Source organism: Rhodococcus sp. ABRD24 (assembly GCF_004328705.1).
Taxonomy (GTDB): domain Bacteria; phylum Actinomycetota; class Actinomycetes; order Mycobacteriales; family Mycobacteriaceae; genus Prescottella.
The window spans coordinates 2181858-2200403 of sequence record NZ_CP035319.1 but is presented as its reverse complement, the minus strand read 5'-3'; the positions used below and the strand labels follow the sequence as shown (position 1 = coordinate 2200403).

Below are 18546 nucleotides of genomic sequence, written 5' to 3'. Positions count from 1 at the left end.
CAGGATCGGCACACCCGCTTGGCTGTTCGAACCTCAACCATCCAGTCGAACAGGAAGCTGGTCGATGCCGCGCAGCAGCAGCGACCTCCGCCAGGTGACATCTTCGGCATCGATCCCGAGCGACAGCCGAGGGAAGCGATCGAACAACGAACGCAATGCCACCTCGCCCTCGAGCTTGGCCAGCGGTCGGCCTAGGCAGAAGTGGATGCCGTGCCCGAATGTGAGATGGCCTCGGGTATCACGAGTGATGTCGAAGCGATCAGGGTCTGGGAATTGCTTGGGGTCGCGGTTGGCCGCACCACCGGCGATGAGCACGGTGCTGTACGGCGAGATCGTTACTCCGCCGATCTCTACCTCCGCGGTGGAGAACCGAGTGGTGATCTCAGGCGGTGCAATGTAGCGCAGGATTTCCTCGACTGCATTGGGCAGCGCCGCCGGGTTCTGTCGAACTAGGGCGAGCTGGTCCGGATGCGTGAGCAGCAGATAGATACCGATCGCGATGAGGCTCACCGATGCCTCGAATCCCGCCAGCAGCAACACCAGTGATATCGAGACGAGTTCGTCTGCGCTGAGCTGATCATTGTCGTCGTCGCGCACCTTGATCAGCGCCGAGAGAAGATCATCGGCGGGTTCGGTGCGGCGCCGCTCGACGAGGTCGAGGATGAAGTCGACGACTTCGCGACCGGCCTGTCCGCGCTGTCGAGCCCGCTCCGGATCAATGATCAAGATCTCCGAACTCCAACGGCCGAAATCGCCGCGGTACTGCTCCTCTACACCCAACAGCTCACATATGACCTTGATAGGCAGCGGATGGGCGAACCGATCAACGATGTCGACCTCACCGGCGTTGCCGAGCTCGTCGAGCAATTGTGCGGTGATCCGCTCGATGCTGAGCCGCATAGCCTCCACTCGGCGCACATTGAACGCCTGGGACACCAGCTTGCGCAGCCGGGTGTGGGTTGGCGGGTCGCTGGTGCCCATGTTGTTGACAAAGTAGTGCCGAACCTCGTCGGAGAAGCCGAGATAGGCGGGAAACTCGGCCTCCACACCCGAGTACGTCGCCTTCGGGTCACTGCTGAGGCGCAAATCGGTCAGCGCCGATTTGGCCTCCTCATATCCAGTGATGAGCCACGCGTCCTGGCCGAGGAAGCGAACCGGTGTGACCGGTGCGGTCTCCCGCAGGGAAGCATAATTCTGGTACCGGTCGACATGGAAAGCATCACTGTCGAGCGCAGGCGGAATCGTCGTCACATGACTTCCAGCTGTGGTAGTGGGAAGATCAGCTTTCCGCCGTTTGCGAGGAATTCTTTCTCGCGTTCGATAAATCCGTCACGGTATATCCAAGGAAGCACCAGTAGCTGGTCGGGACGGCGCGCCTTGGCCTCCTCCTCCGAAACGATCGGGATTCCCGTGCCGGGGGTGTAACACCCTGACTTTTCCGGACTCACCTCGCCGATGCAGGGTAGGTCCGCTTCGGTCAGCCCGCAGTACTGGAGAATGACGTTTCCTTTGGTCGACGCGCCGTAGCCCAGCGTCAGTTTTCCCGCGATGCGCGACGCAGCCAGGAAATCCACCAGCTGGTCGCGCTGACGCTCGGCACTGCGGGCAAATTCCTCGTACGGCGCCAGGGTGTCCAGCTTCGCGGACGCCTCGCGGGTGCGGATACTCTGCAGGCCCGCCTCGTCAACCCGATGGTCACTGCCCTGTTTGGCCAGTACGACGCACAGACTGCCGCCGTATACGTCGGTGATGTCGGCGGAGATCACCTTCAAACCGGTGCGCTGCGCCATCCACTCGATCTGCGCCAGCGCGTAGTACTCGAGGTGCTCGTGGCAGACCACGTCGTAGGCGCCGGCCTCCAGCATGGAAGCCAGGTAGCTCTGCTCCATCAGCCAGAGTCCATCGTCGGTGAGGATGTCGTGCACATCCTGCATGAACCGCATCGGTTCGGGCAGGTCGTAGAACATCGCGATGGAGGTGACGATCTTGGCACGCCGGTCGCCGTAACGCTCAGTGAAGGCGTCAGCCGAGAAGAAGCCGGCGATCAGGTCGGCCTCGGGCGGATACAGATCGCGGAACTTCTCACCGATCAGGTCGAAGCCGACCAGCTTCGGTGCATCGGGCAGATATCCGCGCAGCAGTGTGGAGTCGTTGCTACCGATGTCGACCACGAGGTCGTCCGGGCTCACTTCCACCCTGTTGCGCAGCACCGCGACCTTGTCATGCAGGTGGTTGATCATGAACGGGCGGATACCGGATCGGTAGCCATAGCCCTCGTTGTACATCAACCCGAAGTCAGCTGTGTCGCGCAGCTGAACCAAGCCGCAGCCCGGCGGTGCGCATTTGACCAGTTCGAGCGGGACCGAAGGAACGACGTCGTCGCGACTTCGGGGGAATACCCCCGTCAGTGACTGATCTCCTAGATTGAGCACGGTCTCGAGGTCGGAATTTCCGCAGATTCGGCATGTGATTAGCCCCACGCTCGAGATCGTAACCAGTTCCCTCACTTATTGTCAGGTGTTTTGGTTCTATTGCCGCATTTATTTACGTCATCTCCAGCTGCTTTCGCTGCACGAATAGTCGTCGCTACGTGACGTGTCGTGACATCCATCTCGATTGCCGGCGCCTCCGAAGGGACTACCTGAACTCCGGTGAAGGAGGAAGCGCCTCGAGCGGGACTTCGAAGGACTGCGAATCGAGACGTCTCGAGAGAGCTTGCAGAATTGTGTTGCACCGAGCGGACCTTCTTGGTAGTGCTTGTTCGAGCATGAAAGCGGAATTTCGAGTCCGCGACCGAACACTGAACATGTCCAACACGACCACAAGCTGGGACGGCCGCGCGCATGGATGTCGCATTCCTCGATCTTTCGGCTGCATATCTCGAACTACGGGCGGACATCGACCAGGCGTGTCAGCGCGTACTCGGCTCGGGGCGGTACTTGCACGGTCCGGAGAACGAGGCTTTCGAGAAGGAATTTGCCACATACTGTGAGAACGCGTACTGCGTGACGGTTGGAAGTGGTTGCGATGCTTTGGAACTGAGCCTACTTGCGCTGGGCATCGGCCGGGGCGACGAGGTGATCGTGCCGTCCCACACTTTCATCGCCACATGGCTGGCAGTGTCGAAGGTGGGCGCGATTCCGGTGCCGGTCGAGCCGGACCAGGTGACCTACACTCTCGACCCCGGACTGGTGGAGCAGGCGATCACCCCACGCACCGTGGCGATTCTCCCGGTGCATCTCTATGGCCACCCGGCAGACCTCGACGTGTTGCGGCCAATTGCCGAGCGGTACGGTCTCGCTATCGTCGAGGACGCCGCGCAGGCGGTCGGCGCTCGCCACCGAGGTCGGCGAATCGGCGCTGGATCCACGGCTGCCGCATTCAGTTTCTACCCGGGCAAGAACCTCGGAGCAATGGGCGACGGCGGTGCGGTCGTCACGACCGACGCGGCGCTGGCGAGGCGCATCCGACTACTGCGCAACTATGGTTCGACGGAAAAGTACGTTCACGAGATCCGTGGCACCAATGCCCGACTCGACGAACTCCAGGCCGCCGTACTTCGCGTCAAACTCACCCATCTCGACGAATGGAACACTCGCAGGTCGGCTGTAGCGGCGATTTACCGGGCTGAGTTGCAGGGTCTTCTCGGGATCGTAACGCCGGAACCCTTGCCGTGGGCGGAACCAGCCTGGCACCTCTACGTCCTTCGAGCTCAGGACAGAGACCTTGTCATGCGAGATTTGGAGGCTGCGGGAGTCCACACCCTCATCCACTATCCGACTCCTGTCCATCTTTCGCCTGCCTATGCTGACATGGAATTACGGAAGGGTGCGTTTCCGATAGCCGAGGCCCTTTCCCGGGAGGTTCTCAGTCTTCCGATCGGCCCCCATCTGTCGACTGCTGCGGCCAACCATATCGTCGCTGCTATCGCTCGGTCGTCCGGCGCAAAGCGCTTGGGCGATGCTGGATTCGAAGTTCGATACTAGTTGCCGGATACTGGCGCGGCTTGCGCGTCAGTATCCGGCAACGGTTTCCCCGAGCATCAGGGCGTCACTTCGCCGCAGCACCTTCTGTCGGGGTCGTTGGTGGGAGCGCCTCGTCCGTGGTGTCGGGCGTGGCATCGACGACGTTGCTTCGCCGTTTCACGGCAGGGAGCGCGGCGACACCGGCGATGAGTGCGGCCATGCATATCGGGCCGAATCCTGCTGCAAGAAACAATGTTCCCGGGGAAACGCGATCGGCGAGTAGTCCAACCATTGCGATGGACACAGGCATGAAGGCGATCGAGATGAAGAAGTCCAGGCTGGCGACCCGCCCGAGCAACTTGAGGGGAACTCGCTCTTGCAGGAGCGTTCCCCAGATGACCATGCCGGCTCCGATCATCCCACCGTAGAAGAAGAGGGCCGGGCCGAGGATCCAGGGATTGGACGTGAAGGCGACGAGTGAGAGGGGAAGGCAGCCGATCGCCCAGGCTCCGATCATGGTGGACAGGTAGCGGAGAGGCATGGTGATCGACCCCATGGCCATGGACCCGACGAGGCCGCCGGCACCGAGGGCTGCGACGAGAAGTCCGTAGACGCCTGGTCCGTGGGCTTCGCGAACCAGGGCTGGTAGCAGAACCTCGAGCGGCCCGGTGACGAGCAATCCCATGACGGCGGCGAAGGCAACGCTCGAGAGGACCCACGGTGTCCGTATGACGTACGCGAATCCGCCGACGAGGTCCCGGAGGGGATTCGGGTGCTGAGACTCTTCTCTCGGCCGCGTCGGCAGTCCGAGGACGATCACGAGTGCCAGCGCGTAGGCGGCAGCGATCATGAATGCGCCCGCGGCCGGGATGGTGGCCCCGATCAGTGCGCCGACAAGCGCCGGGGCGAGTGCCTGCTGAACCGTGGGCCGAGTCGCGCCTTCGAGTCCGTTGACCGCCATGAGGTCCTCGGTGGGGACGAGCGTGGGGACCATCGCGGTGTAGGCGGGAAAGAAGAAGGCGGTGGACGCGCCGAGCACGAATGCTGACACCGATAGCTGCCAGATCTGGATGTGACCGACAAATGCCAGGATGCCGATCGTGAGCGTGACCGCGAGGTTGACTACCAGAACAGCTAGGAGGACTGATCTGTGCGCCACGCGGTCGGCCACCACCCCCGCGATCAGGGAGCAAACGAGCAAGCCGACACCGGTCCAGGCAACCACGCTCGAGAGGGTTGCGGGTGTCGCGTCCAGCGCGAGGGTCTGCATCGCGAGATAGATGGCCCAGGCGCCGACACCGAACAGGGTGAGCACCATCGAGGCGAACAGCAACTGGTAGTGGCGGCGCTGCAGAGGAACGAGCACCGGAATGCGCAGGCGGTCACTTGTCACGAGAGCTCCTCGTTGTCGACGGCTTCGGATGTCAGGGAAAGGTGGGGCCAGTGTGCGAGGTCGGTGAGCATCTGCCGGTCATGAGTGGCCACGACGACAGCGGCCGGGGTTTCCGACAGTGCAGCGGTGAGTTCGTCGACCAGGGACACCGACAGGTGGTTCGTAGGTTCGTCGCAGATGAGCAGATTGGGGCGGGAGGCGAGCTGCATCGCGAGATGGAGTCTGCGCTGTTGTCCCTGGGAGAGGCGCCCAACAGGTGTGCGTCGTGATTGCTTCTCCAGCAGCCCTGTCGATGTCAGTGGTATCGGTTCGATGTTGTTGTGCAGGTTGAGGCTGCGGATGTGGCGCTCATAGAGTTCCTGCGCAGTCAGCTCGGGGTCCCAGGCCGGAACTTCTTGGCCGATGAGGGCGACTCGGGCGGCGGCATGACGGTTGACGTTTCCGGTGGACGGCTCCAGATCGCCAGCCAGCACGGTCAGTAGCGTGGATTTGCCGGCACCGTTCCGGCCGGTGACCAGGAGGCGTTCACCCGCATCCAGGGAGAGCGAGACGGGGGAATCCAGTCGCCCCGCCACGGTGATGTTGTCGCCGCGGAGCAGTGGCGTTCCGGGACGGACGGTTAGTTCGGGAAAGCGCAGTCGCAGGGGAGGCTCCGGCACGGTGATGGTGTGTGCCTCGAGATCGGATTGGCGTCGTTTGAGTGCCTGGACCAGGCCTGGTGCGTGGGATTGCCGTTGGTGCTTGCCATGTCCCTTCTCGGGTCGCCAACCGGTGCTGAGCCGGTCGCGAGCACCCGCGACCGCTTCCTGCAGGCGCGCATGCTCGGCGAGCTGGTTTTCGTACTCGTTCTCCCACCGGTCACGGGCCCGACGACGTCCCTCCTGCCAACCTGCGTAGCCACCGGCGAAGACCTGAGGACGATCGTCCTGGCTCGGGTCCAGATCGAGGAACTCTTCGGCGACATCGTGCAGGAGTGCACGGTCGTGACTGACGATGGCCATGCCGCCCGAATGGGTCCGGAGGCTTTCGGTGAGGAAGTCCAGGCCATCCCTGTCGAGGTGATTCGTCGGCTCATCCAACAGCAGGATGTCCTGTGTGGCACCGAGCAGGCAGGCCAGACGAACTCGATACCGTTGCCCTACCGAGAGCGTCTCCAATGGGCGTTCTCGGTCCGTACACGCATGCAGCGCTGCCAGTGCGATGTCGACGCGGCGTTCGGTATCCCAGGCATCGAGCACGGTGGCGGCTTCCAGCGCTGCCGCGTAGGCGTCGTCGGCTCCCGGCGCTCCGTCGGTGAGCAAGATCGTTGCTGTGTCGAGGTCCTGCAGTGCCTGCAGGGCCGGCTCGATGGTTTCGGCGACGAGCGTGCCGACGGTCTCGCCCGAGCGGAAAGGTATGGCCTGCTGAGCCACACCGATCGTGCCGACTCGGCTGACGGTACCGCTGTCGGGTTGCAGAAGCCCCGCGAGTACATGCAGCAGTGTGGTCTTACCGCGCCCGTTCTCCCCGACGATCGCAAGCCGGGAGCGGGTCGACACTGTGACGGAGGCGTCCCTCAGAACCGGCCGCGACCCGAGGGTGACGTGGACCGAGGTCGCTCGGATGTGTGCATGCACGCCCGCAGGCAGATGGCCCGTGGGTGCGGGGTGTTCGCGCGCGTGGCTGGGCGCGGACAGACCGCGTTGGCCTGTATGGGAAATAGACACTGATTCTCCGAAGCTCGAGGATGGAGCCGGGACAGCACGAAATACCGCCCGGTACTACTACCCGGACGGCGGCGTCAGAAGTTCGTTGGAAATCGGGTCGCCGCCGTTAGCGGTGCGACCACGGCTTCATCAACGCGGTGCCTACATACATGTGCTGAACCTTAGCTGAGACGCCGAAAGGTTGCCACGGAATTAGCTGGCATCAGTCGGTATGGCGACTTCTACGACGGACCGACCCCCTGGTCAGGCCTCCGCCCGATCCAGCGCATTGCCGATAACCGGTGTAGGTGTGTCATCGCCGGAACCCGGCCCGACTCCGGTCGGCGGCAGGGGAGTCTTGGTGGATGATTGTGAACAGTTCAGACCACTGTTCGGCGGAGAGATCCCGCGGGAGCGGGATGTCCCGAAATCTTTGGCCAGCAAGCCATTTCTTGACCGCGGTCTTGGCTGAGGCGCCGGCCACCCTCGGTAAGATCTCATGAAGGCCGCGGCCTTTACTGGTGAAGACAGCGTGGACGAAGGTGTTGTATCGGCGACGTAGACCGGGGTCTACGAGTGGGACTATCCGGCGTGTGATTGTCATCAGTCCGGCGTCAACTCCGGGTTGCGGCGTGAAAGCCGAAGCGGACACCTTGCCGGCCAGTGCGAACTCGTACCACGGCCACCACTGAGCGGTCATCATCGTGGCTCCACCGACTGCCGCACGGCGCCGCGCGACTTCCCACTGCACCAGCAGAACTGCTGCAGTCCAGTGCTCGGCGTGCAGTATTCGCCGCAGTATTGCGGTGGTTTGGTGAAACGGCAGGTTTCCCACAATGGTGTGTGGGGTTCGCGGCAATCGGTACTGCAGGAAGTCGCCGTGCACGATTGTCGTGCCAGCGTCGACCCGACGCTGGAGTGTTCGCGCGTGTCGTGGATCGATCTCGATCGCAGTGATCGGCCTGCGCAAGGCCTGCAGGGGCAGCGTCAACGCACCACCACCGGATCCGATTTCGACGATGGGCCCGTCCGTTCGGGATACGAGGTCGACGATCGTGTCGACCGTTTTGCGGTCGGTGAGGAAGTTCTGGCCGAACTCATGACGGCCGGCACGGTAAGTAGGCATGAATTGAACTCCGGGCAGTATCGGGGTGGCCCGGGCAGCATCAAGACGCCGCCCAGCAACTGACGTGCTGAAAGCGACGGAGCGTGTCGAAGGTTCGCGTTCCGCCGCTAGAAGCGGCGGATCCTGGTCACTGCAATACTTGTATTCCCCACGGTCGCACCATACAGCATGGCTACGACCGCACTTGCGTCTTCGCGGCTGATGAGCATCCGGTGTTCGATGGCGCGGGTTCGGCGTAACAGTCCCGTATCTCCACGTCCATCGGAAACCGGACTGCGGTATCACCGAACAGAAGTCGCGTCGCCGACGTCGCAGCAGCGAGTACGTGCCCGGCCGCTACCTCGGGGCGACTGGTGTGCACCATCACCTCATCGTGCTGGAAGAACACGAGCTCGCCGTCGCCGGGGCTGGCGGACAGCCGTCGGCGCAGATCCGCGAGCAGGCACAGCGCCCACTCCGACGCGGTGGCCTGTACGACGAAGTTGCGGGTGAAGCGTCCGCGGGCGTGTGCGTCGCCGTTCGACCACCAAGAGTCGTCCGGCGGCGGGCATGCGCGGCCCAGCCACGAGTGCACCACCTCACCGCGTTCGCCAGCACGCGCGGCGTCCTCGACGAACTGGACAGCCGTCGGAAAACGCTTGCGCAGCAGGCCGAGTAGCGCTCGGGCTTCTCCTGCGGTTGCACCGTACAGAACGCCGAGGATCGCGACCTTCGCCTTGTCCCGGTCGCCACCGAACGCCTCGGCGGCGACCGGGGAATAGAGGTCGTCCGCGCCCGCTGCGGCCATCATGCGCGGATCGGTGGACATCGCCGCGAGGATGCGGGGCTCGAGCTGGCCGGCGTCCGCAATCACCAGAGTGTGGCCGGAGTCGGCAATGACGCTCGAGCGCAACGTTTTCGGAATCTGCAGGGCGCCACCCCCTCTGCTGGCCCAACGACCGGACACCACACCGCCGGGCACATACACGGGCCGGAAGCGGTCGCCGCGCACCCACGCGTCGAGCCATGTCCAGCCGTTGGCGGCGTGCAACTTCGCCAGATCGCGATACCGCAGCAGCGGCTCGACGGCAGGGTGGTCGACCTCGCGCAGCAGGTACGCCCGAGTCGAGTGCAGTTCGATGCCCTCCCGCGCGAACGCAGCCACCACCTCCACCTGCGACGCCGGGTTGACCGTACGCCCGAAGGCCGAACTCACCTCGGTCGCCAGCTCGCGCAGTCGGTCGGGCAGCACAGAGTCCGGTGTCCGTGGCCCCAGCGCTCGTTCCAGTAGCGTCCGGTGCGCGGCCTCCGAGAACGGAAGCCCGTCGTGACTCATCTCCGCTGCCGCGAGCCCACCGGCAGACTCGGCGGCCACCAGCAGACGGAGTCGGGGATCGCCCCCGATCGTCGCGAGTTGATCATGATGGCGAGCGAGAAGGATGTCGGGTCCGGTCCGCGGGACGACGTCGAACAGTCCCGGACGGTCATCGACCGGGGCCCCGGCCATCGGCACGAACCGCCCGGCGCGCATGTCGAGGAGGGCGCCGGTGAGCGTCAGGTCGTGGCACCGCTGCACCCGAACGCCCGCATTCAGCAGCGCCGGATACACGCGGGTGGTGTCCTCCCACACCCAGCGAGGATGTTCGGCGGCCTCGATTTTGCGGACCGCGGCGACCACGTCGGATACTCGCTGCGGCTCGCCGAGCCTCGCGCCGGAGTCGTCGGTCCGAATCAGCATGGCACCGTCGCCGTCGGGTACCAGCACTGTTCTCACGTCGACCAGTGTGCGCGAAGGCACCGACACCGCCGTCCGCAGATGGTTCGACTCCGTCCCGGCACACAGTCCGGATGCAATCCGGGGCGGATCGGCGGTGTGGTGTCGTCGGACATCGAGTTGCCTCGAGGTGGAGATGGAGGTGGGGTTCGATGGTGTCGTCGATGAATCCAGTCCCTCCGCGGGCGTAGCCGCTGTCGATGAGCCGGATCCAGCAAGCGGTGCTTCCTGGAGAGAGGGTCGGCGTGTGGCTGGTTCCAGGTCGACACTGACGAAACCCCGTTGGATGAACTGAACTTGCGCTGCATTGGTCACCTGCCGGTGTATCTGTCGGCCCGATCAGAGTCTCCGGGGAAGAAAGACGGGTATGTGACTAGGTATTTCTACGATCGTCCGCACGCTTTCTCATGCAGGATGCTGATGTTGTCCAACCAGATTGCGGCAGGAGGTACGACGATGATCCGGCACCGGTGCAGGGTGTGCACTGGATTCGGCATCGGGCGCACCGTTCGGATCGTCGGGAGCTAGATGTTGTGCACCGTTCGGCCGGCTTCTCTGGCACTCTGCATGATTTCCCTTCTTGGTCGGCGGCGAACCAGCCCTCGGATTCGCCTTCTTGCAGCGATCGACCGTGCGGAGCGTGGAATGTGATCTGCCTCGATCTTCTCTGCGGTATTGACGACAGCCGCCGGTCACGATTGCACCGATTCCGACCAGCCGCTCCTGCCGTATCCACGGGATCCGTCGTGATTTCCCGCCCAATTCTGCGAGGGCTGCAGATCTGGGACTATGCACCACGCAGAATCGCGGTCATCGCGCTCGACAGTGGCACGTGGTGCTTCGCGTGGATCGTCGGCGGTCCAACCGAGTCGGGTGCTCGCGTGCGGCTCCTCGGCCGCGCTGCCGGCGACAAGTACCCGACCTGCGTACCTGTCGCGGCTCGTGCCGATCGATACGTCGGTGCATTGCGTCTGCTCCAACCCTAGGCAGATTTCCGGGTAGATGTCCCGTTGCGCCCTGGAGTCCGGAAAAGCCCGGGTGAACCCTGCTCGAATGGCCCACCTGGGGGAGCAACACCGATGCTGTGCGGCGAGTACCAGCGGACCGGTGGCCCGGTATGTGGTCGTGGGGAGCGGTGATCAGTCCTGGCCGGTCGGGCGTCGGCCTCGTACTGGACGATCCAGGCCCCGATCTGGGGAAGTGAAGCCGAGCTTGTCGCGGATGTGCTCGACGTTTCCCTCGACGGTGCGTTGGGAGATCACCAGCGCGATCGCGACATGTGTGGTCACTCTTGGTGTAGCAACGAGACTCACTCTCCACGGTGTCCGGCGGCGCCAGCGTCGTCGGCATCCATGACCGGTCGCAATGGTTCAGCGGTGGGATAGCGACGCGCCATGTTCTGCTCAGCCGACGGGCCTGGTGCCCAGGAGGCGATCCAGGGGCCGGTGCCCTCGGACGGGTCGAGCACTCCGGCTTCGAGCCAGGTGTACTCGCCGCTGAGCACGTTGCTCGAGATCTGACGGTCGGCATCGTCCGTGTTCTCCCACAGCGCGGCGAACAGTCGGTCGACGCGCAGCCGGGACTGCTGGCAGAAGGTGTCGGCCAACTCGGTGGCGCGCGCGCCCCGCGCAGGATCCTCGGTGCGTTCCATCTCGGCGCGCACACAGGCAGCCGACATGGCGAACAGCTCGGCGCCGATGTCGACGATCCGGCCCAGGAAGGACTGATGCTTCTCCAGGCCGGCCTGCCAGCGTGCCATGCCGTAGAACGTGGACCGCGCGAGCTTGCGGGCGCTTCGTTCGACGAACCTCAGATGCTTTGCCAGCATGCCGAATTCGCCATACGAGTTGGGCAGTTGCCCCTTGCCGGATAGCAGGTGAGGCAGCCACCTTGCGTAGAAGCCACTGGCGCCGACGGCGGCCCGGGCCTTGTGCTGCATGTCGGCCTTCGGGTCGGCCAGATCGCCGGCGGCTGTCAGGTGGGCGTCGACCGCCTCGCGGGCGATGAGGAGTCGCATGATCTCGCTCGACCCTTCGAAGATCCGATTGATGCGCAGGTCCCGCATCTGTTGCTCGGCTGGTACCGCGCGCTCGCCGCGGGCGGCCAGCGAGAAGGCCGTCTCGTAGCCGCGGCCGCCGCGGATCTGGATGAGGTCGTCGGAGATCCGGCAGGCCATCTCGCTGGCCCACAACTTGGCCAGCGCGGCCTCGATGCGGATGTCGTTGCGGCCCTCGTCGGCCATTTGACCGGACAGTTCCAGCACCGCCTCGAGTGCGTACGTGGTGGCAGCGATGAAGGCGATCTTGGCCGCGACCGCGCCGTGCTCGCCGACGGCCTTCCCCCACTGCACGCGCTCGGCGGACCATTCGCGGGCGATCTTGAGCGACCATTTGCCGGCCGCCGCGCACATCGCGGGAATCGCCAGCCGGCCTGCGTTCAGGGTGGTCAGTGCGATCTTGAGACCGTCCCCCTCGCGCCCGATCAGGTTCCCGGCCGGGACCCGCACCCCGTGCAATCGGGTGACGCCGTTCTCGATCCCGCGCAGACCCATGAAGGCGTTGCGGCGTTCGACGGTGATGCCGGGCGAGTCAGCCTCGACCACGAAGGCACTGATCCCGCCGCGATGACCTTCGCTGCGCGGCACTCGCGCCATCACGACCAGCAGTTCGGCCACCACACCGTTGGTGGTCCACAACTTGACGCCGTCGAGTACATAGGCGCCGTCCGCGGTCGGGGTGGCGGTGGCCGCCATCCGGGCCGGATCGGATCCGACGTCGGGCTCGGTCAGCAGGAATGCCGATACCGCGCCTTTTGCGCAGCGGGGCAGGAACTTTCGCTTCTGCTCTTCGGTTCCGGCGAGCTTCAGCGGCTCGGGGACACCGATCGACTGGTGCGCCGACAGGAGCGCGCCGAGACTCCCGTGCACCGACGTCACGATCATCAGTGCGCGGTTGTAGGCGACTTGGGACAGACCGAGTCCGCCGTACTCGGTGGGCACCTTGAGCCCGAAGCACCCGAGTGTGGTCAACCCGGCGACGTATTCGTCGGGGATGCGCGCATCCCGCTCGATCACCGACCCGTCCATGCCTCGGCAGTACCGTTCGAGGTCGGCGAGGAACGTCTCGGTTCGAGCCGTGTCGGCGGAGCCGGGCCGGGGGAAGGGATGGACGAGGTCGAGCCGGAACCGCCCGAGGAACAATTCCTTGGCGAAGGAAGGCTTGTCCCAGCCGCTCTCCCGCGCTTCCTCGGCGACCGCTCGAGCCTGTTCTTCCGTGATCGGGGTAGGTGCAGCCATGATCAGCCTCCTCGTAGAGAGCGACCGAAGAACCTACTGGTGAGTATTCCCCTCGGCGCGGGTTTGCGGAACCCCGGCAAGGCGGCAGGTTGGTGGGTGCCAGAATCGAACGTGGAGGTAATCATCGTCAGCTCGGCAAGGCCGCCGGCGTACACGATGCGCCAAAAGGACACCCAGGACTAGTTCGAGCGTCGGGTGCTGTCGGTCGAGCTGGATCTCGCGATCGTCTATGACCGCGACCTGTCACCGGGACTGCGCCGTGCCCGAATGCCAACCCAGCGGTCGGCGATTGTGCTGTCCGCCGACCGACCGCTCGCGCACTTGTGGGCCGCGGCTTCGGCTGGACGCTGTTGATCCAGCGTCCCCAACTCGACGCCATGTACGAAGGACTCGGCGTCGTGGTGAGGCCGGTTCGCGTGGAACCGGTTCCGTGGAACACGAGGAATCAAGGTTCGATTGTGACGGTCCTTCCAGGATGCGGTCTTCACCGGGATGCCCTGCCCGGAAGCTCAGTTCAGTTCCGAGAGCACCTTCTCGATGCTGGTGATCAGCGCAACGGGTGTCTCGAACATTGCGTAGTGCCCGGCATTCGCCAGCACATCGAGTTCACACTGGGGGATCTGTGCCATCCAGGTGGCCTTGATGGTCTCCGCACCGAGCGCTGGATCGTGCTCGCCGACAATGACCTTGACCGGAATGGCCGTCTGTGGCAGCTCGTCGGCGAAATCTGCACCGGCCCACGACTGTAGGTACGCACCGAATGCGTCGCGGGCGGAGAAGTCCACCGAGAACTGCGTCATCTGACGCAGCCACGTCGCGGACTGGCGGTTGCCAGTGGTGAAGTCGAGGATCGCGTAGCGGTTGCCGTCCTCGTTCGCGGCACCGGTGAACAAGGCCGCGCTGTCCTCGTCGAACGGCACGCCGGATGCCGGCACCGGGCTGATGCCGATCACCGCGCTGACGCGGTCGGGGGCGTCGGCCAGCACACGCAGCGCCGCGGCACCGCCCATCGAGTGCCCGATGAGAGCGAAGCGGTCCCAGCCGAGTTCGTCGGCGAGGGCGAGGGTGTCCGCCGAGATCTCCTCGAGGGTGTACTCGCCGGTCTCGTCCTTGCGGGCGCCGTAGCCGCGGTAGTCGATGAGCGCGTAGGTGTAGGCGTCGGCGTCGATCAGTCCGGGCAGCATGCCCCAGCCCTCGGACGTCCCGAACCACCCGTGCAGCGCGATCACCTTCACGGGGCCGTGTCCGACCAGCTTGTGTGCGATGGTCATTCAAGTTCTCCTGTCTGTAGCGGTGTGGTGAACGGGCCGGACCCCGAGCCCGACCGCCCTGCCGGGAAGTCGGGCCGGGGCCGGTCTTGCCGGGCGGGATCAACGCTATTACGCGACCTCGTCGAGATCCACGCCCTTGGTCTCGCGGCTGAACAGCAGTGAGGTGACCGTGATGGCCATCGTGATCACTAGGTATCCGACCACCATACCGACGCCGTAGTTGTCGATGAGCCAGACCGCGATGAACGGCGCGGGTGCACCGGCGATGATCGACGAGCCCTGGAACACCAGCGACGAACCGGCGTAGCGGTAGCGGGTCGGGAACAGTTCGGTGATCCACGCGGCCTCCGGGCCGGCGAGCATGCCGTGGAAGAACGCGCCGACGCATACCCCGAGCCACAGCATCGGCAGGCTCTCGAGCTGTACCAGCCAGAAGAACACGGGCGCCCACACCACGAGGATGATCGCGGGCACCAGCATGGCTACCCTGCGGCCGACCCGGTCGGACCACGCGCCGCCGCCGATCATACCGACGAACTGGAACAACGATGCGAATGTGACGGCCATGATGACGTCGCCGCGGTGGAAGTCGAAGTACGTCGTGGCGTAAGCGATGACGAAAACGGTGTAGACGTAGAACGCAATGTTCTCGCCCAGCCGCATGCCGAGGCCGGTCAGGATGGCGCGGGGACGGGACAACGCCTCGAGGATGCTCGACCGCTCCTGTGCCTGCGGTGCCTTGGCGGCCTGCTCCTGGGCAGCCTTGAAGACCGGCGACTCCTCGACGCCGCGACGGACCCAGAAGCCGATGGCCAGCAGCGGGATGGCGAAAAGGAACGCCACGCGCCAGCCCCACTGGTCGAAAGCGTCGTCGGAGAGGAAGACTGCGATCACCGACACGACGACCGTCGCGAGGACGGTGCCCATCGGGGCGCCTGCTTGTGGCCACGACGCCCAGAAGCCACGCCTCTTCGGTTCGCCGTATTCGCTGACCAACAGCACGGCCGCGCCGAACTCGCCGCCGAGGGCGAAGCCCTGGATCATTCGGAGTACGACGAGCATCACGGTGGCCCAGATGCCGATCTGATCGTATGTCGGCAGCAGGCCGATCGCCGCAGTTGCCGTGCCGAGCATGATGAAGGTGGTCACCAGCATCGGCTTTCGGCCGAACTTGTCGCCGAGATGGCCGAATACGATGCCGCCCAACGGGCGGGCGACGAAACCTAGGCCCTGGGTCGCGAGCGCGAGCAGCAACTTCGTGACGCCGTCTTCGCCCGGGAAGAACAGCGGGCCGAGGACGGTCGCGGCGAGGATTCCGTAGATCGCGAAGTCGTACCACTCGAGCACGGCGCCGGCCATGCTGCCGGTGAGGACGCGCCTGAAGCTGGACCTGGGTGGCTGGTCGCTCGCAGACGAGCCCGTGGGAACTACGGGCCCGGTGACAGTCGGTGATCCCATGACGGATCCTTTCGGGTGCTGAAAGAGGAGGGGGAGGTGGGTCAGAGCGCGAGGGTGATCTTCTTGCCGCATGCGCGGGAGCAGCAGGTCATCATCGACTTGTTCTGAGCCCGTTCGGTTTTGGTGAGCACCATGTCGCGGTGATCCACCTCGCCGTCGAGGACGGGGGCTTCGCAGGATCCGCACAGCCCCTCCTCGCAGTCGCTCTGGATGTCGATGTTCGATGCGCGCAGGGCGTCCAGCACGGTCTGGTCGGCGGCAACTTGGAGGGTCAGACCCGAGTCGCGCAGTTCGAGTTCGAAGGCGTGCTCGTTGGCCGGGTCGAGCGTGGCCAGGTTGGACGTGAAGTGTTCGACGTGCAGCGAGTCCTCGGCCCAGTGGGCGCTGGCCTCGTCGAGGGCGGTGAGCAGCCGCTGCGGACCGCATGAGTAGATCTGGGTTCCGTCGACCGGGACGTCGAGCAGGGCCGGGATGTCGAGGCGGTTGCCGGTGGAGCTCGCGTGCACGGTGGTGCGTTCTCCGTGATCCGCCATCAGCCGGTCGAGTAGTGCCATCGTCGTGAGATCGCGCCCGCAGTAATGGATCTCGTAGTCCTTGCCGACGGCCTTGGCGTGGTCGGCCATCGCGATGATGGGCGTGATGCCGATGCCGCCCGCGACGAAGATGTAGCGCTCGGCATCCGGGTCGAGCTTGAAATGGTTGCGGGGTCCGCGCATCTTCAGGGTGTCGCCGGCCTGCAGGGTGCGGTGCACGTAGCGCGAGCCGCCCCGGCTCTCGGGCTCCTCGAGCACCGCGATCTCGTACGACGACAGGTCGTTCGGGTCGCCGCACAGCGAGTACTGGCGCGAGAATTCACCCAGGTCGATGTCGATGTGCGAACCGGGCGTCCACTTCGGCATTGCCTTGCCCGACGGATCCGACAACGTCAGGCGCACGACGCCGTCGGCGACCGGCGTGATCGCGTCGACGGTGACGGTCCGGGAGATGTTGGTCTTGGACGGCTCGCCGACCTTGACCGGCTGGCGGCTGTCGAGGATCGACGGATCCGTCCGCTCCGGGTTCTTCGCCGGATCCCACTGCACCAGAACGTGGTCCGGTCCGCGGAAGGAGGTATTGGGCAGGTAGGTGAACTCCTGGTCCGGGACCAGTTCCATGTGCGGGAGGCGCTTGGTGAACTCCTCGAGAAAGATCTGCATCTCCATGCGGGCGAGGTTCTTGCCCATGCACTGGTGGCTGCCGTAACCGAACGTCAGGTGGTCGCTGGAGTTCTCGCGGCGAATGTCGAAGTCGTCAGCATTGTCGAAGTGGCGCTCGTCGTGGTTCGCGGACGACGTGACGATCAGCAGCTTCGAGCCCTCGGGGATGTCGATGCCGCCGATCGTGGTGTCGGCGGTGACCAGGCGGCGCCATGCGGCGACCGAACCCGAGTGGCGCAGGCACTCTTCGACGGCGTTGGGGATCAGGCTCGGATCGGCGCAGATCTCCTCCCACACACTGCGGTTCTCGAGCAGCAGGCGGAAGGCGTTGGCCGAAGCATTCGCCGTTGTCTCGTGTGCCGCAACGATTCCCGCCATCATCATCGAGTGCAGATAGGAGTCGGTGACGACGTCCGGCAGCTCCTTCTGCACGCGGATGCCGAACGGCATCCAGCCGTGGCCCGACGGATCCTTGCGCATCTTCTCGAGTACCTGGCCGGCGTATTGCCAGAACTTGCCGACCGCCTCGGCGACCGCGACCTGCTCTTCGGGCGCGGGCCGGCCCCACGTGTTGACCGTGTGTGCGATCGAGTAGCTGCGCAGCTCGTCCATGTCCTCCTCGGGCACGCCGAGAAAGTGCAGCGCGACGGTGAGCGGGACCTCCCACAGCATCTCGTCGACGAGGTCGGCCCGGCCGGTCTCGATGAACCGGTTCACGTACTCGCGGGTGAGGCGACGGACCATCGGTTCGTGGTGAACCAGTTCCTTGGGGGTGAACGGATCCATCAGAACCCGGCGACGCGGCATGTGCGCGGGTTCGTCCTCGTTCACCATGGTGCGCGACATCGCGTAGTCGTACTTCGCGAGCGTCGCCGTCGCCTCGTCGGAGACCGGGGTGATCTTCTCGAGCGCGATCGACGGCGAGAACAGGATGTTGTCGCGGAAGACGGCCTTGACGTCCTCGTACCGGGTGACCACCCAGTAGCCGAGTTCCGGGCTGAAGAACACCGGTTCCTCGTCGCGAGACCAGCGCAGTGACGCTGCCGGATCCACCTGGTACGGGCCGTTGAACGGGTCGAAGGCGGCGGCATTCGCGGAAACCGGGCAACCAGTGTTCGGCATGGTGGCGACGCCGCCGGTGTTCTGCAGTGCTGCGTGGTCGATCGGGCACATGCTCATGGGTTGAATCTCCGTCTGTCTGAAAACTGCGCTCATCTGCGAAGTTACTAATAACGCACATCATGTATCTGTGAGCGAACTTGAGACAGAGTAAGTGCGGTCACATTCGAGGTCAAGTAGGGCCCGAATAACGACGCGGATGGTCTGTTCTGTGGTAAAACGAGCGACCCGGAGTGGCCGGTCGCGGGGTGCGCGACCGTGCGGGTATGGAGTGCGTGGGAGCCG

At 64.7% G+C, this 18546-nt stretch carries 13 protein-coding genes; 2 read left to right on the top strand and 11 right to left on the bottom strand.

The window, feature by feature from the left end; translation table 11 throughout:
- Positions 1 to 33: 33 nt before the first annotated feature.
- Both eryF and ERC79_RS09685 read right to left on the bottom strand, forming a co-directional pair.
- Positions 34 to 1251 carry a 6-deoxyerythronolide B hydroxylase gene (eryF, locus tag ERC79_RS09690; protein WP_131577726.1) on the bottom strand — a complete coding sequence of 406 codons (1218 nt, stop codon included), beginning with the start codon at positions 1249 to 1251 and terminating at the stop codon, positions 34 to 36.
- Complete coding sequence (locus ERC79_RS09685; RefSeq protein ID WP_131577724.1) at positions 1248 to 2480, bottom strand: class I SAM-dependent methyltransferase; 1233 nt, start codon at positions 2478 to 2480, stop codon at positions 1248 to 1250. The genes eryF and ERC79_RS09685 overlap by 4 nt, the downstream gene beginning before the upstream one ends.
- A gap of 363 nt (positions 2481 to 2843) precedes the next feature.
- On the opposite strand from ERC79_RS09685, the gene ERC79_RS09680 reads away from it, so the two are divergent.
- Entirely contained in the window at positions 2844 to 3986 is a 1143-nt protein-coding gene (locus ERC79_RS09680; protein WP_131577722.1) for a DegT/DnrJ/EryC1/StrS family aminotransferase, read from the top strand.
- A gap of 64 nt (positions 3987 to 4050) precedes the next feature.
- On the opposite strand, the gene ERC79_RS09675 is transcribed toward ERC79_RS09680, so the two are convergent.
- The 4 genes from ERC79_RS09675 to ERC79_RS09660 all read right to left on the bottom strand — a co-directional run bounded on the left by ERC79_RS09675 (position 4051) and on the right by ERC79_RS09660 (position 9922).
- Complete coding sequence (locus ERC79_RS09675; RefSeq protein WP_242676792.1) at positions 4051 to 5358, bottom strand: MFS transporter; 1308 nt, start codon at positions 5356 to 5358, stop codon at positions 4051 to 4053.
- Entirely contained in the window at positions 5355 to 7034 is a 1680-nt protein-coding gene (locus ERC79_RS09670) for an ABC-F family ATP-binding cassette domain-containing protein (protein WP_347563596.1), read from the bottom strand. Before ERC79_RS09670 ends, ERC79_RS09675 begins: the two co-directional genes overlap by 4 nt.
- Positions 7035 to 7356: 322 nt before the next feature.
- Positions 7357 to 8169 (bottom strand): 23S rRNA (adenine(2058)-N(6))-methyltransferase Erm(46), encoded by an 813-nt coding sequence (gene erm(46), locus ERC79_RS09665; RefSeq protein ID WP_131577719.1) that lies wholly within the window; start codon positions 8167 to 8169, stop codon positions 7357 to 7359.
- Between the two features lie 172 nt (positions 8170 to 8341).
- The gene (locus ERC79_RS09660) at positions 8342 to 9922 is read right to left on the bottom strand and encodes a bifunctional 3'-5' exonuclease/DNA polymerase (protein ID WP_207390453.1); all 1581 of its coding nucleotides are present in this window, start codon (positions 9920 to 9922) and stop codon (positions 8342 to 8344) included.
- Between the two features lie 746 nt (positions 9923 to 10668).
- Between ERC79_RS09660 and ERC79_RS23255 the strand changes: the two genes are divergently transcribed.
- Positions 10669 to 10908 carry a hypothetical protein gene (locus tag ERC79_RS23255; protein ID WP_207390452.1) on the top strand — a complete coding sequence of 80 codons (240 nt, stop codon included), beginning with the start codon at positions 10669 to 10671 and terminating at the stop codon, positions 10906 to 10908.
- Positions 10909 to 11061: 153 nt separating this feature from the next.
- On the opposite strand, the gene ERC79_RS23005 is transcribed toward ERC79_RS23255, so the two are convergent.
- The 5 genes from ERC79_RS23005 to ERC79_RS09630 form a co-directional block, all read right to left on the bottom strand.
- Positions 11062 to 11211 (bottom strand): hypothetical protein, encoded by a 150-nt coding sequence (locus tag ERC79_RS23005; protein WP_165497009.1) that lies wholly within the window; start codon positions 11209 to 11211, stop codon positions 11062 to 11064.
- A 20-nt stretch (positions 11212 to 11231) separates the two neighbouring features.
- Positions 11232 to 13217, bottom strand: a complete 1986-nt coding sequence (locus ERC79_RS09650; RefSeq protein ID WP_131577716.1) for an acyl-CoA dehydrogenase family protein — start codon at positions 13215 to 13217, stop codon at positions 11232 to 11234.
- Positions 13218 to 13726: 509 nt separating this feature from the next.
- The gene (locus ERC79_RS09640) at positions 13727 to 14488 is read right to left on the bottom strand and encodes an alpha/beta hydrolase (RefSeq protein ID WP_131577715.1); all 762 of its coding nucleotides are present in this window, start codon (positions 14486 to 14488) and stop codon (positions 13727 to 13729) included.
- Positions 14489 to 14596: 108 nt separating this feature from the next.
- The gene (locus tag ERC79_RS09635) at positions 14597 to 15946 is read right to left on the bottom strand and encodes an MFS transporter (RefSeq protein WP_131577714.1); all 1350 of its coding nucleotides are present in this window, start codon (positions 15944 to 15946) and stop codon (positions 14597 to 14599) included.
- A 41-nt stretch (positions 15947 to 15987) separates the two neighbouring features.
- Positions 15988 to 18264, bottom strand: a complete 2277-nt coding sequence (locus ERC79_RS09630) for a cytochrome P450/oxidoreductase (RefSeq protein ID WP_242676866.1) — start codon at positions 18262 to 18264, stop codon at positions 15988 to 15990.
- Positions 18265 to 18546: the final 282 nt, after the last annotated feature.